General features: G+C 59.2%; 19 protein-coding genes. 13 read left to right on the plus strand and 6 right to left on the minus strand.

Annotation, left to right across the window (positions count from 1 at the left end; translation table 11 throughout):
- Nucleotides 1-29: 29 nt before the first annotated feature.
- The 8 genes from H0921_RS04955 (at nucleotide 30) to ggt (ending at nucleotide 10495) form a co-directional block, all read left to right on the plus strand.
- The gene (locus H0921_RS04955; RefSeq protein ID WP_194536929.1) at nucleotides 30-1733 is read left to right on the plus strand and encodes a S26 family signal peptidase; all 1704 of its coding nucleotides are present in this window, start codon (nucleotides 30-32) and stop codon (nucleotides 1731-1733) included.
- 230 nt (nucleotides 1734-1963) lie between these two features.
- Nucleotides 1964-2350, plus strand: a complete 387-nt coding sequence (locus H0921_RS04960) for an acyl-CoA thioesterase (RefSeq protein ID WP_194536930.1) — start codon at nucleotides 1964-1966, stop codon at nucleotides 2348-2350.
- A gap of 202 nt (nucleotides 2351-2552) precedes the next feature.
- Nucleotides 2553-3086, plus strand: a complete 534-nt coding sequence (locus tag H0921_RS04965; RefSeq protein ID WP_194536931.1) for a MotA/TolQ/ExbB proton channel family protein — start codon at nucleotides 2553-2555, stop codon at nucleotides 3084-3086.
- Between the two features lie 211 nt (nucleotides 3087-3297).
- Entirely contained in the window at nucleotides 3298-3843 is a 546-nt protein-coding gene (locus H0921_RS04970) for a hypothetical protein (protein WP_194536932.1), read from the plus strand.
- Nucleotide 3844: 1 nt separating this feature from the next.
- Entirely contained in the window at nucleotides 3845-4594 is a 750-nt protein-coding gene (locus H0921_RS04975) for a hypothetical protein (protein ID WP_194536933.1), read from the plus strand.
- A 304-nt stretch (nucleotides 4595-4898) separates the two neighbouring features.
- A complete protein-coding gene (locus tag H0921_RS04980) occupies nucleotides 4899-7538 on the plus strand; it encodes a hypothetical protein (protein ID WP_194536934.1) in 2640 nt (879 codons plus the stop codon).
- A 236-nt stretch (nucleotides 7539-7774) separates the two neighbouring features.
- Nucleotides 7775-8686 (plus strand): methylenetetrahydrofolate reductase [NAD(P)H], encoded by a 912-nt coding sequence (gene metF, locus H0921_RS04985; protein WP_194537152.1) that lies wholly within the window; start codon nucleotides 7775-7777, stop codon nucleotides 8684-8686.
- A 120-nt stretch (nucleotides 8687-8806) separates the two neighbouring features.
- Complete coding sequence (gene ggt / locus H0921_RS04990; RefSeq protein ID WP_194536935.1) at nucleotides 8807-10495, plus strand: gamma-glutamyltransferase; 1689 nt, start codon at nucleotides 8807-8809, stop codon at nucleotides 10493-10495.
- An 84-nt stretch (nucleotides 10496-10579) separates the two neighbouring features.
- Here the strand turns inward: ggt and H0921_RS04995 are convergent, their stop codons facing one another.
- Complete coding sequence (locus tag H0921_RS04995) at nucleotides 10580-11590, minus strand: ornithine cyclodeaminase family protein (RefSeq protein WP_228499014.1); 1011 nt, start codon at nucleotides 11588-11590, stop codon at nucleotides 10580-10582.
- Between the two features lie 3 nt (nucleotides 11591-11593).
- Complete coding sequence (locus H0921_RS05000) at nucleotides 11594-12799, minus strand: pyridoxal phosphate-dependent aminotransferase (protein WP_194536936.1); 1206 nt, start codon at nucleotides 12797-12799, stop codon at nucleotides 11594-11596.
- Between the two features lie 152 nt (nucleotides 12800-12951).
- On the opposite strand from H0921_RS05000, the gene H0921_RS05005 reads away from it, so the two are divergent.
- Together H0921_RS05005 and H0921_RS05010 are read left to right on the plus strand one after the other, a co-directional pair.
- Nucleotides 12952-14286 carry a glycosyltransferase family 4 protein gene (locus H0921_RS05005; protein WP_194536937.1) on the plus strand — a complete coding sequence of 445 codons (1335 nt, stop codon included), beginning with the start codon at nucleotides 12952-12954 and terminating at the stop codon, nucleotides 14284-14286.
- Between the two features lie 130 nt (nucleotides 14287-14416).
- Nucleotides 14417-14617 carry a hypothetical protein gene (locus H0921_RS05010; RefSeq protein ID WP_194536938.1) on the plus strand — a complete coding sequence of 67 codons (201 nt, stop codon included), beginning with the start codon at nucleotides 14417-14419 and terminating at the stop codon, nucleotides 14615-14617.
- Between the two features lie 182 nt (nucleotides 14618-14799).
- On the opposite strand, the gene H0921_RS05015 is transcribed toward H0921_RS05010, so the two are convergent.
- Entirely contained in the window at nucleotides 14800-17490 is a 2691-nt protein-coding gene (locus H0921_RS05015) for a c-type cytochrome domain-containing protein (RefSeq protein ID WP_194536939.1), read from the minus strand.
- A 349-nt stretch (nucleotides 17491-17839) separates the two neighbouring features.
- On the minus strand, nucleotides 17840-20665 hold the full coding sequence (locus H0921_RS05020; RefSeq protein ID WP_194536940.1) for an alpha-mannosidase: 2826 nt from the start codon (nucleotides 20663-20665) through the stop codon (nucleotides 17840-17842).
- A gap of 478 nt (nucleotides 20666-21143) precedes the next feature.
- On the opposite strand from H0921_RS05020, the gene H0921_RS05025 reads away from it, so the two are divergent.
- Nucleotides 21144-21974: an RNA polymerase sigma factor gene (locus H0921_RS05025; RefSeq protein WP_315851846.1), complete on the plus strand. Its 831-nt coding sequence runs from the start codon at nucleotides 21144-21146 to the stop codon at nucleotides 21972-21974.
- A 188-nt stretch (nucleotides 21975-22162) separates the two neighbouring features.
- Here H0921_RS05025 and H0921_RS05030 read toward each other — a convergent pair whose 3' ends face one another.
- Together H0921_RS05030 and pyrE are read right to left on the minus strand one after the other, a co-directional pair.
- The gene (locus H0921_RS05030; protein WP_194536942.1) at nucleotides 22163-23416 is read right to left on the minus strand and encodes a metallophosphoesterase; all 1254 of its coding nucleotides are present in this window, start codon (nucleotides 23414-23416) and stop codon (nucleotides 22163-22165) included.
- Between the two features lie 11 nt (nucleotides 23417-23427).
- Nucleotides 23428-23976, minus strand: a complete 549-nt coding sequence (pyrE, locus tag H0921_RS05035) for an orotate phosphoribosyltransferase (RefSeq protein WP_194536943.1) — start codon at nucleotides 23974-23976, stop codon at nucleotides 23428-23430.
- A gap of 244 nt (nucleotides 23977-24220) precedes the next feature.
- Here pyrE and H0921_RS05040 point away from each other — a divergent pair, with 244 nt between their 5' ends.
- Complete coding sequence (locus H0921_RS05040) at nucleotides 24221-24574, plus strand: 4a-hydroxytetrahydrobiopterin dehydratase (RefSeq protein WP_194536944.1); 354 nt, start codon at nucleotides 24221-24223, stop codon at nucleotides 24572-24574.
- 139 nt (nucleotides 24575-24713) lie between these two features.
- Nucleotides 24714-26003, plus strand: a complete 1290-nt coding sequence (locus H0921_RS05045) for a DUF6807 family protein (protein WP_194536945.1) — start codon at nucleotides 24714-24716, stop codon at nucleotides 26001-26003.
- The last annotated feature ends 127 nt before the right edge of the window (nucleotides 26004-26130 follow it).

The raw sequence follows: 26130 nt of genomic DNA on the forward strand, positions 1-26130 counted from the left end.
GTGACCATATTCGGGAAGGTGTGGAAACGGTGGTCTTTGTCGTGGTGCTGGTGCTGCTGTTGAAACTGTTTGTGACTGAGGCCTTCGTGATCCCGACCGGCTCGATGGCGGAAACTCTCTACGGATACCAAAAGATCATCACCTGTCCGATGTGCGGGTATCACTTCCCGGTGAATGCCCATGATGAAGCCGAGGGGAATCCGATCACGCGCCGCCCCTCCCCGCTGGTGGGTTTTTGCTGCCCCAATTGCCGGTATCAAGGACACATCGAGGAAGTCCGCCCCGCTCCCACGCTCAACTCCGGCGATCGGGTGCTGGTTCTCAAACCTCTCTATCATTTCCGTTCGCCGCGACGAGGGGAAGTGGTAGTGTTCCGCTTTCCCGAAAAACCCCAGGACAACTATACTGCTCAGAATTACATCAAACGGGCGATTGGCTTCGGAGGTGAAACGATTGCGATCTTCCGCGGGGATTTATACGTGACCACGGCCCTGGACTATCCCGAAGAGGAGTGCGATGAGTTCGGCCAGCCCATATACCCACGTCCTGCCGATCCCACGGACTTGTGGAAGCCCCGTTACATGTACTCTAACGTTTATGACACGAATCCCCGCGCGCTGAGCCTCTTCGAGGCTTCGCGGAAGGCCCATTTTCGTCCGGGAAGCGGGGGATTCACGATCATTCGTAAAGAGGAAGCGCAGGTGCTCGCCGATCGGCGCATTGTCTTCCACAACGACTATCAGCCAGAGGAATTGGTCCGGCAAGCACGGGCTTTGGGGCTACGGGATGCTCAGGGACAGGAGTTGATTTGGTGGACCCGCTGGTACATCGACCGCGATACCGATGGGGCGTGGACCGTCAATGATCCGGCCCGTCCGACCGTTTTCACCCATGATCATCCGGAGCAGCACTGGATTCGCTATCGCCATTTGGCCCATCCGTGGAAGCGGCGGGGTCCTGATGCCCACGATCCGACACCGCCGACTGACATCGCACAGTTGGCTCAACAGAAACCTCTGCCTATCGATAACTTTCTCGGTTACAATGCGGGACGCGATGCTGACAACATCCGAGCCTGGCGCGATACCTCCCAAGACCGCTTGTGGGTGGGAGACCTGTTCTTGGAAGCGGAGGTACAATTTGCCAGCAGCGAGACCGAGGTGGTTTTCGAGCTATCGCGCGGCGTCAATCGCTTTCAGGCTCAGTTCACTCCTGGACGAGTCACCCTCCGGCGGATCGGTAAAGGTGCAGAAGAGTTTGGCACCCCAAGCCGCCCCTGTCGCATTCAGGCTGGACAACGCCATCACCTCCGCTTTGCCAATGTCGATGCCCGCTTATGGGTGTGGATCGATGGCCGGCGTGTTGATTTTGGCCCCGAAGCAGATTATCTCCCGATGGAACCGGGACCTGAAGACCAAGCTGATCCGGAGGGTTGGGTCTACGCCAATGATGTCGAGCGGCCAGCGAGCATCGGAGTCAAAGGAAAGGCCACGGTGAGGCATCTGGTGCTCTCCCGAGACATCTACTACACCAGTGCTCGTTTGCCCCCGGATTTCAGTCAGCCGGATGTCTACTACGTCCAGCCGGGACACTATCTCTGCCTGGGCGATAACAGCGCGCAGAGTTCCGATAGCCGCAAGTGGGGACTGGTGCCGGATCGCCTCCTCTTGGGTAAGGCTGTCTTTGTTTTCTGGCCAGCATACCCGGAAATGCGCATCGGCTTGATCAAGTGAACTGTGGCCTGGAGATGTCGGAGGTTAGATCAGAAAAAGCCACTGACATTCCGGTGTACTCTGGAGTGTTAATTGGTGATGCCCTGATGTGTCGGGTGAACCGGGCACGGGACAGCTTCAGATTGATCACCTTGTTGTGGTCGGACTGATTAGCGCAGTGTGATTGCGGACGGCAAATCAGGGAACGCGGGAGCAGACGAACTTGACTCAGGCAGGATGCGAGAGAACCTATGCTTAGCGGTGAGATCCAAATCCGTGTGCGCTATGCAGAAACAGACCGGATGGGGCTGTTGCATCATGCCAATTATCTGGTCTATTTCGAGCAAGCCCGCACGGAGTTGCTTCGGCAATACGGAGCCAGCTACAAGGACCTGGAAGATCAGGGCTACTATCTGGTGATCGCCAAGGTGGAGATCAAGTATAAAAGCCCCGCCTATTATGACGATGTGCTGACCATCCGCACAACTGTTGTTCGGACGACGCCGGTGCGCATCGAGCATCGCTACGAAGTGTTCCGGGAAGGGGTGCTGATCTGCGAGGGGATGACCACCTTGGCATGCGTCGATAAACAGGGCCGATTGCAAGCAATGCCCCGTTGGCTAATGGAGGCGAAGTAGCCATAACGAAAACGGCTGTTCCGATGGATGGCCGTGTATCTCTGCCGTTGCTGGTGGGAATGATTTGAGACGGGGATTGGCCGGATGAACCATCCCCTTCCCCTTTTGAATCAGAGGGCATCATTCCACACCGGGCCTAAGGTTGGTTCCCCAGAAGGTAGGGTGGCGAACGTCCGATAGGGCAACGAGGTAGGGTGCAGACGTGCGGCGCTTCTGGATTCATCATGTATTGCCGACGATGCTGGCCGCGGTTCCCGTGGTCCTAGCTGCATTAGTGTTTGCCGCGATTCCTCCCGATGTCCGCCAGGAATATCTCCAGCGCGTCCGGAATCATCCGATCGACTGGATCATCCTGGGATTAGGTTTTGCCTTGTTCTTAGCCCAAATCTGGCTCTGCCGACGGGCGCTAATCTGGCAGGATCAGTTGGGGGACTTTGACATTAGTACGGATCGCTGGCTGAGTCATCTGGCTCAGGGCGCGGAGTGGTTTCCTTTGCTGGGGTTGATGGGTACGGTGATCGCCATCCTCCAGACCTTCAGTACGATCACTCCCGGTGCTCGGCCGGATGCCGCGGAGATCATCCGCAAGTACGCGCCAGCGATCACTGCGACGGGGGGCGGACTGTACATGGCCTTCATCAATATCCTACCAAGTTGGATTGCGAATGTTGGCCGGGATTTGATTCGTACCTTCGGCGGTCCGGCCCTCTTGCCGGAGGCGATGGATGCGGAGTGATGTTCCGGAGCTTTACCCTCAGTCAGAGCTTTGCCAGCGGTGGAAAAGTTGCTTGCATGGCAGTGAGGAGTGACAAAGTAGTCAGGCATTCGGAGGGTGCAATCCGCGAAAGGCCGCTCAGATGTGGCGATGGCCCGCCAAAGGTTGGGTGAAAACCGTGACGGATGACAGCGTGTGATGGCGGTGAACAGGAAGGGCGGGAGGATCGAATGTGATTCGTATGCCGCGCCGGTCGGTGACCCGTTTTTTCATCCCCTTGATCGATGTGCTCATTCTGTTGTTTGCCATCTTCCTGCTGATGCCCTATGTCAGTGATCCGGTGCCAGAGGAGCCAGAACCGAAACCGAAGTCGGACGCTACCGCCTCCGAATCGCCTTTGCCTGAGGATGTTCGCGAATTGCAAAAACTCTTGCGGGAAGAGCGGCGTCGAGTCGCTCGACTGGAGGAGGAACGCAAACGACGATTGACCGAGGGACTCCTGGTCTGCGTCTTGCAAATCGATCCGCAGGATGGCACCTTGCATTATCATGATGCCGAACGCCAAGATATTCGGAATGAAGCGGATGCCCTGCGTTTGATTGCCCGGCAGAAAGCCTTGGCGAGTGCCCAAGGGGTGAAAGACCTTTACTTTCTGATCCTCTGGCCTCGCGTACCCAGCGCCTTTCCGACTCAGGCCCAGGAAGCCCAATATCGGCATTGGTTCCGCGATGTGCCCTTGGGATTTGACCGCGGAAACGCCAACGCGGGAGGGAAATAACATGTTTGCTTCAGCCATTCCCATCTCGCCGTCTTTGGGGCTCGCCGCCATCCGTCCGATGGTTGGTTCCCGAACGCTTTGGGCGAACTGGATGGACAACCTGGCCCGCCAGGCCACCGTGCTTGTCATAAAACTGCTAATCATCGCCGGGGCTTATTTAGTTGGCTCGCTCTTGGGAACCTTGCTGGCAGTGGCCCTCAACCGCTGGGTGTTTCGCAAAAAAATGCCGGAGGTGGGAAAACAGTTGTGCTCTCTGCTCTGCGGCCTATTGCTGGCACTGTTAGCTGCATTGTTTGTTATGGGTTCGGGGGGAAATGGTTTATTCGGAGGAGGTGGCGGCGGAGAGGGAAACGGTGAAAATCCCAATCCCGCCCAGAAGGAAGGATCTTCGAATGGCAATCTTCCACCGCGGGACAACGAGGAGAAGCCATCACCTTCTCAGACTTCGCCTCCGCATCAACGGGAAGTTTCCAGGGTCATTCGCGTCACCGTGTTGGCCGGTGAAGCGGTGCAGAAAATGGGACACTTCTATTTGCTCGAAGATGATCCCACCCCGCGGACATTCGCCGAGATCACCGAGGCCATCCTGCAACGCTGCTCCAAAACCAGCGAACGCTTAACGGTGTGGATTCTCTTTCTGGCGGATCCGAGGCGGGCGCCGCCGCTAAATGACCCCAAAGTCACTCGTTTGGTAGATTGGGTCCGACAGGAAGCAGGACTGGATGTCACGTTACCCACGCGTCCCCGATGAAGCAAAGAGGTGAAGGGAAGAGGGCAGAACAAAGCCGAATCAAACCCCAACGGACCCTGGAGGCGGCGGAGAACCGACAGGTGAATCGTCCGGAAGGTGTACGGCTGCACTTTATCGGTTCGCGGGAATCATGAATCTACCTGCATCAGGAAATGAAAGGCGGACGTTTTCGAGAAATCAGCGCCCGGCAGCGGATGCGCCTCAAGTTTTACTGTTCGGCCATTCGGGTGCGGGTAAGACGACTCTGTTAGCGTCCTTGATGCGAGCCGGAGAGAGAAAACCGGACGTGATCGGCGGGCGTATCATGGATACCTCTGGCCGGTTGACTCAGTTTGCAGAGGCTTTCTACAGCGGCGCGGAACTCCCTCCCACCGAGGCGGAAGTCGTCAGTTACACGCTTCAGATAGGACCGATCCCCACTCACTTGCCCGACCGGCATGAGGTGTCCTCACAGTCTGTCAGTCTCGCCGCCGATTGGCAGAGTGTTATCATCCATGATTGTTCTGGGGAAGCGGTGAAACACTACTTGTCGTCGCTCCCGCCGGAGGGGAGCACCCCGCTTCCACCCTCATTGCCGGCTGGCTTGACCGAGCATGGGCGAACATCGAGCCAGCATGCGAGGAGAACCGATTCCGGTAGGCCATCCTCTTTTCCCCTTGTCGGGGAGCAGTGGCACACCAAACGTGACCCAGGAGAATTGCAACAGGTGCTCCAGGAGGCGGATGCGCTGGTGGTGCTGGTGGCGGCCACGGCCTCAGAACTGGAGTTGTCAGAAGCCTTTTCGGAGTTTCGCCGTTTTCTCTCGGCTTTGCAGGCGGCACGGTGTAGTGCACGGAAGGTGGGCGGTTTCCCAGTCTTTTTAGTTCTGACTCAGTGCGATCGCTTGGCTTGTCCTGGTGATACCCGTCCGATTTGGGAGTCCCGTGTGCAGGCTCGCAGCGAACGCGCCTATGCTGCCTTTGAAGCCTTTTTGCGCCGGGAGTCGGAGCCGGAGCTTCCGCCGTCCGACGTCCGGCAAACCACCTTGGCGGAACGCGCCGAGGCGGGCGAGGTTGCGGTGTCGGGCGGCGTGGAGGAATGGACAGAGGAAGGAGCGCATCGCCTGCTCTTCACGCCGTTTGGCCATTTGGACCTGCATGTGTATGCCGTGGCAGCACGCTGTCCCGGCTTTTCGGCGGTGGCGGAGGGTGATGCAGCACCTTACCATGTGGCCGAACTTTTCCGCGATGTTTTCCAGGCGGCAGCAGGCCAGCGGCGGCGGCAGCATCAGGTGGACCGCCGCTTGCAATGGACGATCCGCAGCATGGGCGCATTCCTGACGGCGGCTCTAACGGTCCTGGTCGTCCTCTTTCTGGACCCTCCTCGTGTGGAGCAACCCACCTTGGCCGAGATGGTGGCGGGCTACCGCGAGCATGAACCTCCCCCCGCGGAACGCCTGGCAGCAACCCGCTTAGCCCTGCACCGCCAGACCCTCGAGCGTTTCCGGGATCATACGGACTTTTGGCAACTTTCCCCGGAATTGCAAGGATTTGTCCTCCAACGCTTGCGGGAAATCGAGGATTATCGGGCTTTACGCCGGCGCCTGGTGTCTTCAGCCGGTCCTGCCAACTGCCGGACATTGGCGGAACTGGAACAACTGGAGCAGGCCCTGCGCGATGGAGCTTTGTCGATTCCTTCCGGCCACGGCTACGATTGGAGCGCGACTGAGGTGGGCCGCTGGCGGGAGAAATGGCTGCATGACATCGCGGTCATTCGGCGAGCGGAACAACAACTCCAGGAGCTATACCGGGATCGGGTGCGCCTGGTCCAACGGCTGATGGATGTCGATCATTTCTTGGGAAGCTGGCGGGAGGAGGCCAACGTAGTGATTCAGCTTCAGGAGCCTCCCTACCGCCTGGAGGAGCCTTTACCGGGTGCGATCTCTGTGCCAGACTTACCCGTGGGACAGGGGACGGCTGTTATCTGGTTCGTTCCCTACCACTTCGAGGGTGTAGTGCAGTGGCGTGAAGAGTGGCGGCGGTGGCAGCAGCGGTTGGAAGCTCTGCGTGACCTGGCAGATGCCTGCGGCCTGACACACGGGTCAAACCCTCCGACTCCGCTCCGAGTCCCGGCGGCGAGCGGTTTAGCCACCTCTGCCGAAGGACCAGCCCAGCGGTGGCAGCAATTGCAGCAGCATTACGGCCTGTATCTGTCCCAGCCCGCCCTGTGGGAAGCCAGTCAGTTTCCGGAACGGATTCGCGTTGTGCTTCAGGACCACAGGTCGCGTTTTCTGCGTGGGGTTGGACGCCAGTTACGGCAGGAATTGCAACGGCAACTGGGGCAGGTGAACGGGCTGGATGATACGCCGCTCCGGTGGCGGCAAGTCGCCGAACTCTTGCGTCATCCCAGTGGAGATGTCGCTGCGTGGGGAAAACTTCTGCATGTCGTCCTTCGGCAAGGAGATCTCCAAGCGGCCGAGCCATTAGCAGAGCTGGCAGGGTTTCTCAGCCATGAGAGTTTCACGCTGGAGTTGCATGGCGTAGATGTGTGGCTGCCGCCGGACCTGGCTTTGGAGCCACCCCGTCCCGATGGGCCTCTAGTGCTTAAGTGGGCCGGCCCTATGAGGGAGGAGGTGATTCTACGGTTCCCCCAAATGGGGACACCCCTCCGCGAGGGGTCGGGCCGCCTGTATATCTTCCAGGCGGAAAAGATGGAAAAGATTCAGTACCGCCCCGGTGATACCTTGACTCTCGAGTTGCCTTTGCGAGCTGGTCAGGAGACGATGCGGTTGGTATGGGATCGCGGACGAAGTGCTAGCTATCAGTTCGACGGCATACACCAGCCGCCGAGGTTGATCCGGGCTGATGGACGTACGGAAGCGGCCCGCGGCGTGCGGCTTTCGACTTTGGCAGGTTCTGTCTGGCCGGTACCTCCTCCGTTGTGGTACGCTGTGCTCAACCCTTGAAGCTGTCTGCTGAATCGGATCGACTGACCTTCTGATCTGAAGAAGCCGATCCTGCCCGCTGCAAGGCCGGCTCTCCTGCTGGAGTTCGCCTCATCGGAATGCTATCTTGAGGTTGTTGAGTAGGGAGTGGGGCCACGCAGTCCAAGCGGTATAACAATAGCTAGGCAGGCGGGGTGTCGGCTTGGTTCGCAGAAGGTGACGCCTGTTTGCTAAGGCCGGGAGCAGGCATGAGCGCTATGCACATCCGGGATATTTTCGCCCAACATCATCCGACATTCAGTTTCGAATTTTTCCCTCCGAAGACGGAAGAGGGCAGCGAGGCATTGTTTCGTACGATCGCTGCCCTTCAAGAGTTGGAGCCGTCCTTTGTTTCCGTGACTTATGGAGCGGGGGGGTCCACCCGCGACCGGACTCATGATCTGGTAGTACGCATCCAGAAGGAGACCCGTTTGACCGCAGTGTCTCATTTGACCTGTGTGTGTCATAGCCGCGAGGAAATCGCCGCGATCCTGGGTCGATACGCTCGTGCCGGAGTCCTGAACATCTTGGCCCTTCGGGGCGACCCTCCCCGTTCCATGCCGCACTACGATCGGTCCCAAGATGCGTTCCGCTACGCCGCGGAGTTGGTCCGCTTCATTCGTGAGTTTCCAGAGCCGCCGGACCCCCGTGGTTTTGGGATCGGCGTGGCCGGTTTCCCGGAAGGGCATCCGGAGTGTCCCAACCGCCTCAAGGAGATGGATTACCTCAAGCGAAAAGTGGATGCCGGAGCTGATTACATTTGCACCCAGTTGTTCTTCGACAATCGGGACTTTTACGACTTCCGGGAACGCTGTGAGTTGGCTGGGATCCGCGTTCCCATCATCGCTGGCATCATGCCGATCACGAGCCGTAAAAATCTGGAAACCATGGCGGAGCTAGCAGCCGGTGCTCGCTTTCCGGCCAAGTTGCTCCGGGCAGTAGGGCGATGCAGCGATGATGAGGATGTTGCGCGGGTCGGTATCAGTTGGGCCACCGAACAATGCGCCGACTTGTTGCACAATCAGGTCCGCGGCATCCACTTCTACACGCTCAATCGCTCGGATGCCACAGTGCAGATCTATCGGAACCTCGGGGTAAAAAGCTCGCGTGCCCTGCGCCAGGCGATCTGAAGTAAAGGGTAGGATTCTCACGGCAGAACCGGTGAGGCGCAGAGCCGGTGATGGAAACCGGGGCACAGTCGGTTGAAAACGGGAACCAAAAGCACTTGATGCGATACCGAAGGAGTAGCCATGCGCCTTCTTGCAACGGCTGGGGTCGTGTGGGTAGCGTTGACATTGTCGGTTCCGGCTCAAAAGGCGGAACCATCCTTGGCGACCTCCCGCGAGGGGGAAAAAGGGGTCGTGGTCTGCGTCTCTCCGATAGCGGCTGAGGTGGGAGCTGCGATTCTGCGTCGTGGAGGGAATGCGGTGGATGCTGCTGTGGCAGTCGCATTTGCCCTGGCTGTGAGTTGGCCGGAGGCCGGAAACATCGGCGGCGGCGGCTTCATGATGATTGCTTCCCCCCGCCACGCCGTGACTTGTGTCGAGTTTCGCGAAACGTCTCCCCGCGCGGCCCCGGAAAACCTTTTTGCCGACGGGAAGGTGAGCGCCTGGGAGGCCAAAGCCGCCGGGGTGCCCGGAACCGTGCGTGGCCTGGCCCTGGCTCATCAGCGCTTCGGCCAACTTCCCTGGGAGGAGCTTGTGGCGCCGGCGATCGAGCTGGCCGAGAAGGGGATCACCGTCAACGCCGCACTGGCTCGCTCGCTCCAGCGTGTGTGGGGCGACCCTAAGACAACGCATGCCGAATTCCGCCGCTTATTCTCGCCCCCCGATGGACGCCGGTGGCAAGCCGGAGACCGCCTGATTCAAAAAGACCTGGGACGGACTTTGCGGCTGATCGCCCAGCAAGGTCCCGAAGCGTTTTATACCGGCCCAATTGCCGAAATGATTGTGCGGGAGATGCAAGCCAGCGGAGGGTTGATCACCGCGGAGGACCTGAAAGCCTACCGTGCTCAGGAACGAACCCCCATCCATATCCAGTTTCGGGGGTATGACATTTACGCGCCTCCCCCTCCCAGTTCTGGAGGGATCACCTTGGCTCTCATGTTGCATATGCTCGAAGGAATGGATTTGAAGTCGCACGGGCGCTGGTCCGTTGATACTTACCACACACTGATCGAGGTGATGCGGCGGGCGTATGCCGATCGTGCTCGCTATCTGGGAGACCCGGATTTTACGCCGATTCCGGCCCACCTCACCAGCCGGGAGTATGCGCGCCGCTTGGCAGCGACCATTCGCCCGGACAAAGCCACTCCGAGTGCAGAAGTGGCGCCGGACCTGCCCGTGCTGCCGGAGGGAGAATCCACGACGCACTTCTCCATCATCGACCGTCATGGCATGGCAGTCAGCACCACCTATACCTTGGAGAACAGTTACGGCTGCCGGGTAGCTGTCCGCGGCGCCGGCTTCCTCCTCAATAACGAAATGACCGACTTTAATCCTCGTCCCGGAGTGACAACGGCGGATGGCCGGATTGGCACCCCTCCTAACTGCATTGCGCCCGGCAAGCGGATGCTCAGCTCTATGACGCCGACGGTTGTGTGTCACAAAGGCCGAGTCGTACTGGTAACAGGTAGTCCGGGAGGGCGCACGATCATCAATACCGTCTTATGCGTGCTGCTCAACCGCCTGGAATTCGGTATGCCGCCGGAGCAATGTGTGTCCGCACCGCGCCTGCATCATCAATGGTTCCCCGATGTGGCCCGTTTGGAAGTGACTCCGAACCAGAAGGAATTAGTCGCTACGTTGCAGCGCCGGGGTCACCGCCTTATGTCTGGCGGCCGTCAAGGAGATGCCCATTCCATCTTTGTCGATCAAGCCACGGGCCGCCGCACAGCAGTTGCGGATCGACGTATCGACGGGGCCATCGCTGCGGAGTAAATGTTCGACGAGAAAGCGGTAAAACGCGATTGGGCTTCGATTCCTCACGAGGAGATCGTGCCTCATGCGCAAAAGGTTGGTGTCTCAGGTGGAAAACAGGGAACGTCCTAGACCCTGAGCGCGTGCCAATTCCACGAGCCGGGCAGCTAGGGCTATATCCTCGATCCCCAGACCAAGTGACTTGAAGATGGTGATGTCCTCAGCAGATTGCCGTCCGGGGTAACGGCCTATGAGCAAAGGCGCCAATTCGATGATATCGGACCACTCCAGTATGCCGCTGTTGAGAGGCGCGACGAAGTCTCCCGCCTCCATGCGAGCCTGATCCTTGCTATCGACGACGACGAGGGTGGCACGACGGAACACTTCGACATCCGCTTCCGCCTTACTGATCATGTTGGAACCGATGAGATTGATATGTTGGCCGGGGGAAAGCCATTCACCCCACAAGACAGGCTCGCGGGCGGTGGTGGCGGTGATGATGATGTCCAGGCCGCGGACAGCATCCTCCGGGCGATCGACCGGCACCACCTCGACTGCCGTTTCAACGGAGAGCCGCTCGGCAAAGGCACGCCGCCGTTCGGCATCACGGGAGTAAACTCGAACGTGTTCGATCGGGCGGACCTTGCAGACAGCCAGGATTTGGGTTCGCGCCTGCTTGCCGGTTCCCAAGCATCCCACCGTGCGGGCATCGGAGCGTGCCAATTTCCGCGTCGCGACGCCGGTGGCAGCGCCCGTGCGGAATTGACCTAACACGTCGGCTTCCAGCCACGCCACCAAGGCACCGGTCTTGCCGTCATACAGCGTCACGTGGAAGCGCGTCCCCTGCTTGCTGGAGGTGTAGGCTTTGAAGCCGATGATGCCCAACGTCTTCGCCGCAGCGGGCAAAACATGCAGCATAACATGGTCGGTTTGGCAGCGTTGGCGCGGGACGTTTTCGGCTTCTTCCAAAGCCATCTTCCGGAAGGCAGTGGCGACGGCCTCTAAGGCGAGGTCCATGGTCACCAATTGTTCTACCTCCGCTTCCGTGAGATAAAGAGCAGTCATAGTCGTAACCATTGTCGAAACCCGAGTTGCCGGTTGCGTCACGAGTAGCATAACTCATCTCTCCTGAGCTGTCTGCAACCATTCGGCCAAGCGGGCCAGACCAGCGGTGATGACCTCCCGGCTAGTGGCGAAGGACATGCGGACATATCCCTCCGCACCAAAAGCGACACCGGGCACCAAATTGACATGAGCCTGTTGAAGCAGTGCAGTACAGAAGGACAACGAATCGCTAACCCATAAGCCTCCGTAGTGCTTGTGGAAGTAAGCGGTCACATCAAAGAAGGCGTAAAAGGCCCCCTCCGGCTCATGCAAACGGACGTGGGGAATCTGGCGGAGGAGCCGGCAGGTCAATTCCCGGCGGGCCGCAAACTCCGCGCGCATGTGGGCGACGCATTCTTGAGGTCCGTCCAAGGCCGCCACCAAGGCGGCTTGGGAGATACTGCTGGGGCAACTGGTTTCTTGACTCTGAATGGCATCCATGGCTTTGACCACGTGCCCTGGGGCAATCGCCCAGCCCATGCGCCAGCCGGTCATGGCGTAACTCTTGCTGGCACCACTGATGGTAATGGTACGCTGCCGCAGCTCCGGGCGGAGTGTGGCGATGCATGTCGGTTGAGCATTCCCATAAGTGAGTTGTTCGTAAATCTCATCACTGAGAATGGCGGCGTCACTGTGGTTGAGAAGGGTATCGACTAACTGTTCTAGCTCCTGACGGGTGTACACAGTGCCTGTGGGATTGCAAGGTGAGTTGATCATCAGTAGGCGCGTCCGCGGTGTCAGAGCCGAGCGGAGTTGCTCCGGGGTGAGTTTGAAGCCGGTCTCCGGTCTCGTTTCCAGGAGTACGGGTTTAGCACCCGTCATGAGGACGAGGTCGGAATAGCTGACCCAATAGGGACTAGGGATGAGCACTTCATCACCGGGACCAACGGTGGCGGCCAAGGCGTTGTGGATGGAATGCTTGGCACCGTTGGAAACGATCACATTTTCTGGTTCAATCGCCAGGTTGTGAAAACGCTGATACCAGCGGCAAATGGCGTTTTTGACTTCGGGCGTGCCACTGGTCGGTGTGTAGTGGGTCTGGCCGCGGCGCGCCGCCTCAGCGGCAGCAGCACAGATGTGTTCGGGAGTATTAAAATCCGGCTCTCCCAGACTGAAATCGTAAACAGTGATCCCTGCCGCTTTCAATTGACGCGCCTTGGCTCCCGCTGCTAAAGTGGCCGACGGCTTGATCGACTCCGCAAGTTTGGAAATCCGGATCATGACAGACTCAACCTAACTAAACGGGGAGAAGGTCCTTTCCCCTCATCGTACCGAAAATGCCCCGGTTGGACATGATCGATCGCACTCCCCAGGTGCAGTGTAAGGAGCCGATGATGTTGGGGATTTCCCGAGCGGCCAGGAGTTTGCACCACGTGGTGCTGTGTGTGCATCGCTACCCCCCGGCGCTAGGCGGAGCGGAGACCTATGCCCAACGCCTGGCTGGCTACCTGCATGCGGAAGGGGGCTGCCACGTTCGCGTCTGGACGACGACGGCTCGGACCTTGGAACAGATGTGGCATCCCCTGCCATCGCTCTACTCTCCTATACGCGAACGGCGCGGCGAAGCGGTCATCGAACGCTTTCCGCCGTTACGGGGATTTCCGGGGCGGCGGTGGGTGCTCAAAGCCCTCTCGCTATTACCCCATCCTTTGTGGCGGAGCCTGACGGTGCCGTGCAATCCGATCTGTCCCTCCATGTGGCACCAGGCCCAACGCTATGCGGGACCGGTGCATGCGGTCCATGCGTTGGCATTCCCTTACGCCTTTATTGCCGCTTGTGCCTGGCGACTGGCGCGGTGCCGTCAGGTCCCCTTTTTTCTAACCCCCTTTCTCCATTTTGGCGATCTGAACGATCCCCGTGATCCGATCCGTCGGGCCTACACGGCCTGGCATCTCCGCTGGCTATTACGGCAAGCCGACGGTGTTTTTGTCCAAACGGAGGCGGAACGGCAGGTGGTCTTAGCGTGTGGGGTGGCACCGCAGCGGGTCCATCTTCAAGGGATGGGGGTAGATATCCGTGAATGCACGGGAGGGAACCGACGGGAAACACGGCGGCGATGGGGAATCGATGAACAGACACCCGTGATCGGACATCTGGCCAACCTGTCCCGTGCGAAGGGGACCATCGATCTGCTCCAAGCCGCGGAACGCTTGCAGAAGCGAGGCATTCCGTGCCGCCTTGTGTTGGCAGGACCGGCTATGCCCGACTTCCGCCGCGTCTGGTCGCAGTGCTCTGGCTCAGATATTGTCTATCTCGGCCCGCTCTCACCCCAGCAAAAAAAAGATTTTTTCGCGGCGATTGATCTGCTGGCCCTCCCTTCGCGAACCGATTCCTTTGGCCTGGTGCTGCTAGAAGCCTGGGCTAATGCGAGACCGAATGTTGCTTACCGGGCAGGGGGTCCTGGTGTGTTGATCCGCCACGAACAGGACGGCTTGTTGGCCCGCTGTGGAGATGTCAATGACTTGACGGAGCAATTGGCTCGCTTGCTTTGCAATCCCTCTTGGCGCACTATGATGGGAAGCCGGGGACAGCAGCGAATCGCGCACGAATTCCAATGGCAGGACAAACTGGATTTGGTCTGGCAAGTAATGGCGGAAACGGCCCAGCGAAAACAGCAGCGTAGCTCCCGGACATTAATTTCCCTGTTCCCCTCCTCCTTTCCCGCTTCTGCCGCTTCTACTCAAGCCGGAGCGGGCCTCTGTCGATAGCAAACGTGACCGTTCGGTATTGATCCGGCGTGCATCCATGTTTCGGTCTGGCGTTCTGATGGGGGTCGGTGCAGCGCTCTTATGTGGTGGAGTCCGCTCTAGCATTCTCATGGGGTACCGATGGGGACTCTTGGCTGCGCTCCTGTTGGCAATGGCGGGCTGTGCTTGGGCACGCCGGCCCTTTGCGGATGATCCCCTCCTGCGCGAGGGACAGGGGATATGGGGTGATCCGCGTCAGGCGGCGATTCTGCCTCCAGCGCCGCAGGAGCCATTACCGCCTTCCCCGCCGTATCCGGAAAATCTGCCGACCTTGGAATGGGAACGGCACTAGGGGGATTTTGGAGTGATAACGGGGTTGATCGCGCTCTGAATATGGAAGAGGGATGGAATCGGTTGGGTGCGGCATTCCCCGGAAAAAGCCAGCAATAACACGCCTGGCAGTTATACCCCAGCACTGTCCAAGGACGCCGGGCATGCGATACCTGGAGAGATTTTCAAACTCGGATTGGCCTTTCAATCCCGGATCAGTGGGATGCGCTCCGGCGGGGTGTTGGGGTCCGGTTTGGCGAAGAAGGAATCGACCCGCCAGAAGTGGATGGACAGAGACTGATCCCCAGCGAGGACCTGGGTGCCGTTGGAAAGGAACGCCACGCCACTGATGGGGGCGGCGTGCTGCTTCCACAGAGCAACCTGGGGCTGTTGCCGCTCCGCGGTATCCCAGAGGCGGACCGTCCGATCCGCTCCGCCGGAGAGGAGCCAACGCCCGCCATCTTTGAGGGCCAAGGCACGGATGGGGCCGCTGTGGCCGGTCAAAGTGGCGATGGCTGCGGGCTGACCGTGCTTCCAGAGGCGGATCGTGCCATCATCAAAACCTGCGGCGTACCACCGGCCGTCAGGACTGACTGCCACGGCAGACACGGGAGCGGGGAAAGGACCGTGACGCCCGCGCTCTTCCCCCGTTTTGGCGTCGAGGAGTAAGAGGAAGCGGCCAGCGGCGACCAAAAGCCTCTCACCGGTGGGGTCGGCGGCCAGTGCGGTGATGTATCCCAAACCTTCGCGGCGCCACAGCTCGGAGCCATCGCGGAAGCGCCAGGCGGCCAGCGAGCCATCGTAACTGCCACTGTACGCCCAAGGCTGGCTTGGATGGAGTGCTACGGCACTGACCAAGCCACTATGCTCCGTGTAGCGCTGCATTTCCAGGCCTGTAGCTAGATCCCAGAGGCGGGCAACCCCATCCATGCCGCCGCTGAGGGCATACTTGCCGTCTGGAGGCATAGCGACACTCCACACACTAGCAGTGTGACCGACGAGGCGCTTGACATCGCGCCGTCCTTCCACATCCCAGAGCCGCACCGAGCGATCCGCCGCCGCGACCACGGCCCGGCGCCCCTCCGGGAAAAAGACCATCTGATGGGCTGTTCCCGCGAGCGATTCCAGCGGATCGAGTTCGCCAGTATTGTCTTCGTTGCTCGGACCGTTTAAACTCGCCACAAAGAGGGTGCCCAACTGCAACTCTCGGATCAGATCGCCGAAAGCCTGCACCCAAATCTGGCGAGTAATGGTCCCACCTGGAGGAAGCAAACTGCCGAAGTGACGGCGCAACACAGGGGATTGAGCCACCCCTTCGCGGAAGCGGGCCACGGTCAGTCCAGCCTCCGCCGCCGCTAGCTCAATATCCAGGTCCGCCTCGTATTTGAGGGTCACCGTGCTGACCGCTTCCTGGCGGGCCACTCGTGCTCCCGTTTGGGCGACGGCCTCAGCGAAGCGCTTCATGTCCTCGTGCATCACCTTCAAGGCGGCCTCCTTGCCCGGATAGAGCGCGCGGATCAATTCGGCTTCTCGCCGGGTGAAGGCCTTCGGGTTTTTCTCGAGGTGATCCCGCATTTGGTCCGCCTTGGGCATAATGCCGGTCACGTGACAGGACATGCAGGAGACCCCCGCCTCCACGGCCCGATCGGGACGCCGCGGATCACTGACGATGTTCACCGGCGCTTTATCCAAGCGCGCATTGTTCGCATTGGCGATAAAGAAGGCATGCAACCCGTTCGGAAGAGCGAAAATGGCTTCACCCCCGGCATGGCGGAAGGGATTCTCGGCTAACCCGGCGGGACCGAGAGGGAAGGCGAACACGTTGCGGGGGTCCGGAACCAGCGTTCCTTCCAGACGATTGGCCAAATTGGCCGGCGGCTCATCGAAATCATAGGTGCGCCAGTACATGCCGTGGGCGGAGTCGTGCCGCTCCAAAATGCGATTGAAGCGTGATACACCGGAACCGTTGAAGGCCAAGCGAATGACACGCTCTTGTTGGATATTGCGGGCGGCATCGACGCGGATGAGCCGTTCGAGTTCGGTCAAGCTGACCGGCAGTTGCAAAACATCGTAGTATAGGGGAGCGCGGCTAGCCGTGGCGATAAACCAGTCCCCCCGGACGCAGGGCATGCGGGCCAAGGTGAAGGTGCTCAAGACCCTTGCCGCCGTCGTGTCCTCCAAGATTCCGTAAGGATACTCCTGCAAAATCCGATTCCAGATCGTGGCATCCCATTGGTACCACCGTAGATCAATGCGGAAGACGGTTTTAGCCTCATCGAGCGGAACGGGATTCATGATCTTGGAACCCCAGGAAAGGGAGTTGACCAGCTTGTTGAGAGCATTGCGATACGTTTGCAGCTCATCCTGTGACAGCCCTGCGTTATAGAGATGATGGAAGGTGAAAAAGCGCTGGAAGCGGCGTGCTCGTGGCTCTAGGCGTTCCAGGTCTGCCAGGATCAGGTTGTGGACTTCAGCAGAGGTAATGGGCTTGCGGGAAGCCGTCACCGCTGAGGCGGGCAGCGGAGCACCTTGGGTAATCCAGCGGCGGATGATCGCCAGGTCCTGAGCGGAGGGGCGGGGATGCTCTTCGGGCGGGGGCATGGTGCCATCCTCTAGCCGCCGCCAGAGTCGACTTTCTTCCAGCTTGCCAGGTATGATCTTTTTCCGAGCCAGTAGCTTGCCCAGATCGGTGATGTAGTTTACTCCGCCTTCGACGGTTCCATCCTGGCCATGGCAACGGTAACAATGGGTACGCAAGATAGTTTGCACCTGCTCCGCCAAGCGGATGTTTTCCGGAGATGAGTCCGGCTCGGCTGCACCAAGAGAGCCTACGGGTGTGACCAAACCGCCACCCAGGCTTACCCCGATGACAATCACACGCCAAAGCCTGGACATGTTCGATCCTCCCCTCGTGCAGGCTATAACTGCTTGCAGTAGTGGTTTACTCTGATTGCCAGCAACGCCAATTCACGTGCTGCTAGGAGCAACGGTTCTCATCATTTCCGACGAAACACGTGGTGTCCTCGTTTGGCCCTCTCGAAGAACACCCTAGAACATTCTGGTGTGCCCGCTGTCGAGGCGGAAACATCCCGTTACACCAGCCGCTTCAGCCCCTGATGGTTTCCTGCTGCCAGGGGGTTGTATCTGGCTGGAGAAAGGGCATCAGGTGAGGACAGTGGGGGAGTTTCCCCTCGGCGGTGAGGAGTGCTGGCCGAACGCAATGTGAGGAGGACAACTTAACAGCTCAATCCCATTCGACGAGGATGCGGAAGAGTTCGTCACCGGAGTAATCCACATGGAGGGCATCGCCGGAGACGATCAAGGGTTGCAGAGGCTGTCCCAAGCCGTCAATGCGGCTGGCGCGGCTGGGGTCTCGGGCAAAGCGGCACTCCGCCGTTCCTGCAAAGCCCGATGTTTCCAAGCAGCGGAGGGCAATGGCCCGATCGGCACCGGCGGAGGGTGGAGCTGGGCGCAGGCTCGTAACCAGAAGATTCGGCATATCGATATGAACGAGCCAACCGCTCGGTCCCCACGGAGGTGGCCCTCGATCCGTTTGGACCAATGGGGCTGGAGAAATCCATCCCTGGGCCGTGGGCATGGGAAAATCCCGGTCGGTGGACAGCAGCAGATCGAAAGTCCGCTCTTCTTCCCCTTCTGTTACGAGAAGTACATCTACCATACGCTGGTGGTGACGTTGCAGAAACGGCAGCCCCCCGGTGTAAAGGAACGAACGTTCGTTGCCGAGGCGCACCTCCAAATAATCCCCGCTCCAGGGACGGGTGGCGCTCGTGGGTTCGTTGCGGCCGTGGATGCCTCGGAACAGGACGGCCCGTTCATCCCGCCAGCCAAAACGGGCCGCATAGTATGCATGCCACGGGTAACCGCTCGGCGGATGGCGGATGTCCTCCCAACTGATGCGAATCTCCAACACAGGGCGGCCCAGCCATGCGCGAAAGCGCTGCCGGAAAACCGCCAACACTTCATCGTGTTCGTTCCGCAATTCACCGATGCTGGTAATTTCACCTAGCGCGGCCCCGCAATGAGTCACGGAAATGTCGCGAGCGATCATGCGGCTGCCCGGATTGAACACAAGTTGTTGTCCGAAGCGGGTATGGCGGCGCCGCAGGTCTCGGAAGGAACGGATGCCTCCTGTCTTGGAGTCTATGTCACACTCGAAAAACTCGTTGCGGACTGTGAGACCTTCGGCCAGCGTGAGTCGTGGCTTAGGGGGCGGAGTTCCTGGTACTCCGCGGGGGAACCAAGCATAACCAAACGGCGGGACCTCGACGACCAGGCAGGCTCTCCCTTCTTCATATTCCGCGGCTATGACGGGATCGGCTACCGGGATCGGGGCTGGTACATCATTCAGCTCCAGGGCGACCCGGCGGGTATAATTGCAAGGATTGAAGAGGAGATATCCCGGCTTCTGCGAAGGGGAGCGGGCTTGCAATCGTTCCGCCAGTTTCTTTGCCCAGGCTTCTTGCAGCCGGGCCCAATGGGCGTGGGTGGTTTCGTCCGTCAGCACGCGGCGCTGCGGACCGGCTGTTTCCACGGTGCGTTCCAGGTCTTCCAGGTCTGCGAGCAATTTATCGTCATCCAGGGTAGGCCGAGGAGTGACGGATCGGTGCAAGCCGGCCAGGGTGAAAACGGCATCCAGCCGCCGCCGCCACCGCCAGAAATGGGCAAAGCCGGAGATTGGGTCAGGCCGTTTCTGTTGTGTGACCCGATCGTCGAGATCATCAACGAAAAATTCGTCCGCTGCTTGGGGACCGATGTAATCACCTGCGACCACATCCGTGAAGTAGCGGTGGAGAGGCACAGATTCGCCGAAGACAGGGGCCAGTTCGGATAAGGACAATAGGTCCTCGTAGCACGGGGCGGGGGGAAGGACTTGATGCAGAAGAGTCAAGGTGGGAGCCGCATCGTTGGTGTACGCCTGATACATATGGTACACCAGGTTGAAGAAGGTCAGCGGATCATGGGCGGGCAGCGGTTCGCGGCAGAAGGCATCGACTGCTGTACCATCGGGGGCTGGCCAGTGCACCGCCGTGGAATACACCCGAGGGAGCGTCGCGCCAGGTTGGGGCCAGAGAATCGCATGGCGATAGCCCATGTGCTGCAACCAACCCGGAAGCAGGGGGTGATAAGCGCTGCGCTGCCGGGCATAGACGAGACTCCAAGTGCCGAGTAGCCGGCGGACCGTTTCCTGGGCCAACCGCAGATTCCAGAGCTGGGATTCTAAGGGGAGAAAGCTATCTTCGCGCTCCTGATACGCTCCGCAGCAGATGTCCACATACGACGGCAATTGATCAGGAAAGGCCGATCGCAAGGTCGCGAACCGTGCCGGTACCTCTTCCGCTAAGCGCTCCAGGGTGCTTCCCGCCGTTAGGACGCAAACGGGTAAGCGAGCTTGGAAGGCCTTCGGCCAATCAGCCTGCAACTGCTGGGGATCGAGTTGAATGCATTCCACCCACACCAGACGTTGGGGGTGAATTTGTTCCCGCGCCTGCTGCAATTTTTCGGCAGCGGCTCGCAAAGACGGTCGCGGATCGCCCCCTTCCAACAAACTCTGGACGGCTGCTGTCACGTCCTGCCAGAAGGCGGCTCCGTCGAGGAGTCGCACATGGTCCGAAGCCTCGTAAAGGGTGTCCAGCAGCAGATAGCCATAACCCAAACCGAAGAACAGGCGGACGGCATCGGCGGGGGCTTCTAGCAACGCCGGAGGGGAGCCAGCTTGATGGGCGGCGCTGAGAAGCCGGCTGAGGGTTTCCGAGCGGTCTGAGGTGGCCTCCAGGGCATAAGCCGGGGCCATTTCCACTCGCTGTTTCCAGTCGTCCGGCTGAAACAACTGAGGGCCTTTGGGTAACACATAAATAAAACCCGCCGAGGGAGTGTCGTGATCGTAGGAATTGGACGGTTGCGGAGGCTGGCTGGCATTCCACAACGCCGCAGGATGCCACATTACGATGTAGCCGTTGAGCCAGGCGGCGACCTCCTCCGCCTCAAGCTGCAAGGGGTACGAAGTGGGCAACCTCAATGCGGACAGCAGATGCAATTGGCGCTGAACCATACGGATTCTCAAGGACTCCTGACTGCCCAACTGGGAAACTCTACCGCCTCTTCATCCCATTATCCTACGACCTCTTTCCCAATCATTGTGCGGCATAACTTTTCGGTTGGACATGCCGTCGGCACACCCCGCTTTGTCGTCCGCTCCGAAGAAGTATCAGCCGGAGAGAACCCCTCCCCGTCAGCGGGCTCCGCGTTCCGTTCGTGCTGCCGCTTCGTTCCTGGGATGGCAGTCCTCGTCGGGCTATACGGACTGGAGGCGGTTGGGCGCGGATTTGGTGCCAAACGCGGCACTGTTAGGAAATCAGGTCGGTCCCCAACAGGAGGGGTGGTCTGAATGAGGATTTATCGGACTGTATGGCGGATTACCGGAGGGGTTGTTGATTCCGGCTAGACTTTTCAATTGTGAGTCGCCTGGACTTGCTATAAACTAACGGCAAAGAGTGGGAAGGGAGCGGACTTTTAGCGGACTTGTGCTCGTGGATTCTAAACCCTTCACCCAATACGATCGGGATTTACTCAAGCGGTGCCTGCACAAGGAACCGGGAGCGTGGAATGATTTTGTCGATCGCTATCTGAGTCTGATTTATCACGTCATCAATTACACGGCCTATTTGCGGAGTGTGCGATTGGGTCCGGAAGATGTGGAGGATATAGCCGCGGATATCTTACTGCAACTCGTGGAGGAGAATTTCAAGATTCTGCGGCAATTCCGAGGCGAATCGAGTCTGGCCACCTACCTGACGGTGGTAGCCCGGCGGCTGTGTGTGCGTGAATTGGTCCGGCGGAAGAAGCGGCAGGAAGCCTTAGCACGCGGAGATGTCGTTGTCCCGCCCAGCGAGGTTGAGGGCGATCCGGCGGCTCAGAAGGGACTGGAGCGCCTGGAAGAGGTGGAATACCTTTTGAAACATCTCAAGGGGCGGGAACGGGAAATCGTCCGGCTCTATTATCTGGAAGGTCGGACGTACGAAGAAATCAGCATCGAAACAAACGTGCCCGTGAACACGATCGGGGTCGTGCTCTCACGTGCCCGCGAGAAGCTCCGCCGGCTGGCAAAGCGTTCCCCCTCTCCGGCTGCTGGTGCTGCCCAAAAGGAACCAACTGCCAGTCCCGCTCCTGTGCGCACCGTCAATCCTCCGGGGCAGAAGACTCTCCCCGACCCTCTCGCTGCGGCATCCAGCTCAAGCACCCCTGCCTCGTCTGCACCAGCTCAGGAATCCGCCACACCCTCTGCAACTCCGGCTAGCGAACCACCACCCACTCCACCGGCTTCATCGCAGGCTGAGCCTCCCGCTGCCACATCCAATTGACGGTGCTCTTGTAGCTCCAACTTGCAATGACAGGCATTACATCCTCCTTGCGATGCTAGGCATCACCTTTTGCGTGAACCCGAAGGGATGAAAGGCCGCCTTTAGGACTGCGATGGTGATGAAGGGGCATGTGGCCGAGATCAACATATGACCGGCTTGGTTACTGGAATGCCTCGATGGCGAGCGTCTTACTGATCTTTGGGGTTTTCTCCCGTCAAAATGAGGCGGAGGATTTGGGGCCGGCAGCGGAAACGGATCGGTTCCCGCCCGCTTAACCCCCGACAGACCGTCATAACAGTCCTGCCAGCTTGAAACACTCCGCTATCGAATCGCCGACTGTAAAGACTCGGCACAAAAATCGGCCCAATCACAGGCAAGCGGATTTGCCCGCCGTGAACGTGGCCGCATACCAACAGGTCGATCTGTTGCCGGATAGCCCAAGAGAAATTGTCCGGCGTGTGGCTCAGCCCCAAGCGGAAGGCGGCGTGTGCCGGAGGTTCATCTTGCTCCGCAGGAGCTGGAAGCCAAGGGCCTTCGTGACCAATGACTGCCAATGATTCGCCCCGTACGCTGATGAGTTGCCACTGAGACAATAGCACCTGGTATCCCGCCGCATGCAAGCAGGCGCGAATTTGGTCTGGACCGTGGGACACGTCATGATTGCCCAGAATCGCCAACTTGCCGTAGCGTGCAGCTATCGGCCCCAATAGCGGTACGATCCATTCCCGGTGGTCGTTGCGATCAACGTAGTCGCCAAGCAGGCATACCAGATCAGGGTAGGGACCTTGCAGCACGGTGGCGATCACTTGCTCGAACCAGCGCCGGCTGGGGGTACCGTGGAAGTGGAAATCGCTCAGGACCAGCAAGTGCAAACCGTGCAGGGTCAGGGGAAGGTGGGGCAACCGCAGGATTTGCTCTGTGATTTCTAGGCGAAAGATCTCGTTACCCGGCAATCGGGCGGCCCAACGCATGTAGCCATCCCCCACCAAGTCCTGAATGTGCTGTTTCCCGAAATCGTAATGCTGGCTCTGCTCTTTCTGAAGGCAAGGCGGCGGCCGGCGCACCACCCGCTTCCAGGTTACCCAGGGGAAAACCAGACCCCCCAGCACCAGGCAAGCGGCAGCATAAAGAGCGGCCACTGCTGCGCCAGGAGCTTTTTTGCCGAATGCTAGATACTCCCTCAGCCCGGTCCCAGTGCTGGTGTTGCAGCGGAAGTTCTGATAATGCTGGAACAATTCCGACTCACTCCAGAGGCTGTAACCGATCACGGCGGGGTATGCCGCGATGATGGCGGCGGTCGTGTAACGCCACAATCGCAGTAAGGATTTCGGCCACGGCCGCCCGTAGAAATGATTGAGCAGAGCGGTCCAGAGCACAGCATGGCCGATTCCAGCTACCAAGAGGAGCAAGCCTAAGCATACCGACGGGGAAAAACTGTTCATCGTTCCGCTCGTCAGCTCTCTTCCGGTGATAGGCCAAAGTCGCGAATGGTGAACAGTGATCGCACATCGTAGCGTGCAAGAGTCTGGGCCGCTCCTTCCAGCCGATCGCAGATGGCCAGTACCCGGACCACATGTGCTCCCCGCGCTTCTACAGCCTCGATGGCCTGGGATACGCTTTTGCCCGTGGTGAGAACGTCTTCGAGCACTACGACCCGATCCCCCGCTTGCACCCGCCCTTCCAAGCGTTCCCGGCTGCCATGCTCTTTAGCTTGCTTGCGGACGAAAAAACCCTCCCGGCTTTGACCGCGCTGATGGTAAGCGAGCAGGACAGCCGCTGTCATGGGGATCGCTCCCACCTCCATGCCGCCGAAAGCATGGCAATCCACGTCCGCACTGGCCTCATATAGGCATTCGCCAAGCAAAGCCAGCGCTTCCGAATGGAAGAGCACCTGTTTCGAGTTGATGTAGTACCGGCTTTTCCGCCCGGATGCTAGGGTGAAATCCCCAAACTGGAGGGCGCGTTGCTGAAACAACTCGCGCAACCGCTCATGAGCTGTCATCAATTGATCGCTCCCGTAAAAACGATTGCTCCCGAAAACACTTGCCCAACCAAGGCCTCGCAGGAGAAACGGCAGCCTCAGACCGATCATCGGACCGTGGGATACTGCCTCTCCCCCTTGCAATGGGACGATTTCTCCTGCACCATGATGGATGTACCGCGCCATGAGCTTGGGGACAATTGCTCCGCAGTCAGGAGCCAGTTTGCCAGGCTCTTCTTGTACCATGCAAAGGAGGTAAAAGGCCATGTCGAACTTGCGTACCTATAGCGACGACGAGGTGCGGGCGAAACTGGCCGAGTTAGGCCTGACCGAGTGGTATCTGGAGGATGGCTGGATCCGCCGCAAGTATAACACGGATGGCTGGCCACAAACCCTCATGGCGGTCAATGCCATCGGCTTTCTCTGCGAGGCCGCCTGGCATCATGCCGATCTCGCTGTGACGTGGGGAAAACTCTGGGTCAAACTCAAGACTCATGAGGCAGGAGGAATCACCGACCGCGACTTCGAATTGGCTCGAAAAATTGAGGAAGTCGTCCTCTGGCGGCCCAGCGGAGGCGCCCTAACGGGCAATCCTAAGAAGTTTGTCTTCAGTAAATGAGTGTGCCTCCCCTTCGGGGCGATTGAGCTACTGGTTGGACCGGCCATGCTTCCAACGGGAAGTCATGGCTTACAAGGAATTTCGCTCGCTGTAGGGCTTTCGCTCAGTTTTCCTAGCCAGAGTTTAAGGAGACTTCTTCATGCAACCGGGCACAGGATTGCGTCGCCGGAGTAAGGCCGTTGCTGTGACTCTCAGTAGCATCATGGCCGGCCTGATAGCCGCCCTGGGTTCAACCGTTACTTCGGGTTGGTCCCAGGAGAAATCCCCAGAGTGGCAGCAGGTGGTCGTTCGCTTGCCGCTCCCTCGCGAGGCGGCTGAGTCGATCGGACACCTCATTTATGGAGAAGGTCAAAGTGTTCCGGTTCAAGTGGTACCTCCCGGATTGGGGGATGACCCTTCCATGGGAAGTTATGTGGTCTGTGTCATTCCACGATGGAATGCGTCAAAACCTTTGCGGCTAGCGAAAGTACCAACCCTAGCGGAGCCTCTGAAAGGACAATTCCGACTTGAAGAGAAACCCAACGAAACACTCGATGTGGTTTGGAGGGAGAACAATGTTGTCCGGCCTGTTCTCCAATATGTGTTCCGGCCGCATGATCCGAACGATCATTACTTCACCTTCAAGCCGTTCCATCACGTCTATGATCCGGTGCAGGGAGCCACCGTGTTGACGAGCGGGGCGGTGAAAACAGCCAAGGAGGGATTATTCCCACACCACCGGGGACTGTTTTTCGGTTACAACCGCATCAGCTATGGCAACGGCCAGACGGCGGATATCTGGCACGGCACCAACGGTGTTTTCAGTCAGCATGAGCGGTTCCTAGAGCGGACGGCGGGACCGGTCCTGTCTCGCCACCGTGCGCGTATAGGGTGGTACGGCCGGGATGGGCAGATATTTGCCCAAGAGGAACGGGAAGTTTCTGTGTTTGCCACCTCAGGGGGCACTCTCATCGAGTGGTCTTCCCTCTTGACGACCAAACTGCCCAAAGTTCGCTTGGATGGCGATCCGCAACATGCGGGGTTTCATTTTCGGGCAGCTCAGGAGGTCGCCAGCAACGGCAAGCAGAATACGTACTACCTGCGGCCGGATGGTCGAGGTAAGGTCGGGGAGACGCGCAACTGGGATGCCAAGAAGCCCGATCCGCGGACGGTGGATCTGCCGTGGAATGCTATGAGTTTTGTTGTCGGCGGAAAACGATACACCGTTCTGCGGGTCGTTCATCCGGCCAATCCTCGCCCAAGCCGCGGGAGTGAGCGGGATTACGGCCGCTTCGGGGATTATGTCGAGTATGACCTGACGCCCGACAAGCCCCTGCATCTGCGCTACCGCCTCTGGGTGCAAGCCGGGGAAATGACCGTAGAACAGTGTCAGGCTATAGCGGCTGCTTTCCGCACGCCTCCGGCAGTCGAGTGGCAAAGTCCACGCTGAATCCTACCGATGGCCTATGGGTTCCCGGACGCGAAGCTAATGAGGCTTGACAATTGTTTCGCTTTGCAACGTTTTTTTCAGGTGGGGACTTTGCATCACCCGGAGCAGTTGCTAAACTGTGGGCACC

The sequence above is a fragment of the Thermogemmata fonticola genome, from assembly GCF_013694095.1.
GTDB lineage: Bacteria > Planctomycetota > Planctomycetia > Gemmatales > Gemmataceae > Thermogemmata > Thermogemmata fonticola.

Bases quoted from the DNA above. Each gene is read 5' to 3' on its own strand.
- H0921_RS05015 (WP_194536939.1), bottom strand. From the start codon at position 17,490: ATGTCCAGGCTTTGGCGTGTGATTGTCATCGGGGTAAGCCTGGGTGGC.
- H0921_RS04975 (WP_194536933.1), top strand. From the start codon at position 3,845: ATGTTTGCTTCAGCCATTCCCATCTCGCCGTCTTTGGGGCTCGCCGCC.
- H0921_RS05000 (WP_194536936.1), bottom strand. From the start codon at position 12,799: ATGATCCGGATTTCCAAACTTGCGGAGTCGATCAAGCCGTCGGCCACT.
- metF (WP_194537152.1), top strand. From the start codon at position 7,775: ATGCACATCCGGGATATTTTCGCCCAACATCATCCGACATTCAGTTTC.
- H0921_RS05045 (WP_194536945.1), top strand. From the start codon at position 24,714: ATGCAACCGGGCACAGGATTGCGTCGCCGGAGTAAGGCCGTTGCTGTG.
- H0921_RS05030 (WP_194536942.1), bottom strand. From the start codon at position 23,416: ATGAACAGTTTTTCCCCGTCGGTATGCTTAGGCTTGCTCCTCTTGGTA.
- H0921_RS05020 (WP_194536940.1), bottom strand. From the start codon at position 20,665: ATGGTTCAGCGCCAATTGCATCTGCTGTCCGCATTGAGGTTGCCCACT.
- H0921_RS04995 (WP_228499014.1), bottom strand. From the start codon at position 11,590: ATGCTACTCGTGACGCAACCGGCAACTCGGGTTTCGACAATGGTTACG.
- H0921_RS05040 (WP_194536944.1), top strand. From the start codon at position 24,221: ATGTCGAACTTGCGTACCTATAGCGACGACGAGGTGCGGGCGAAACTG.
- H0921_RS04980 (WP_194536934.1), top strand. From the start codon at position 4,899: ATGGATACCTCTGGCCGGTTGACTCAGTTTGCAGAGGCTTTCTACAGC.
- pyrE (WP_194536943.1), bottom strand. From the start codon at position 23,976: ATGACAGCTCATGAGCGGTTGCGCGAGTTGTTTCAGCAACGCGCCCTC.
- ggt (WP_194536935.1), top strand. From the start codon at position 8,807: ATGCGCCTTCTTGCAACGGCTGGGGTCGTGTGGGTAGCGTTGACATTG.
- H0921_RS04960 (WP_194536930.1), top strand. From the start codon at position 1,964: ATGCTTAGCGGTGAGATCCAAATCCGTGTGCGCTATGCAGAAACAGAC.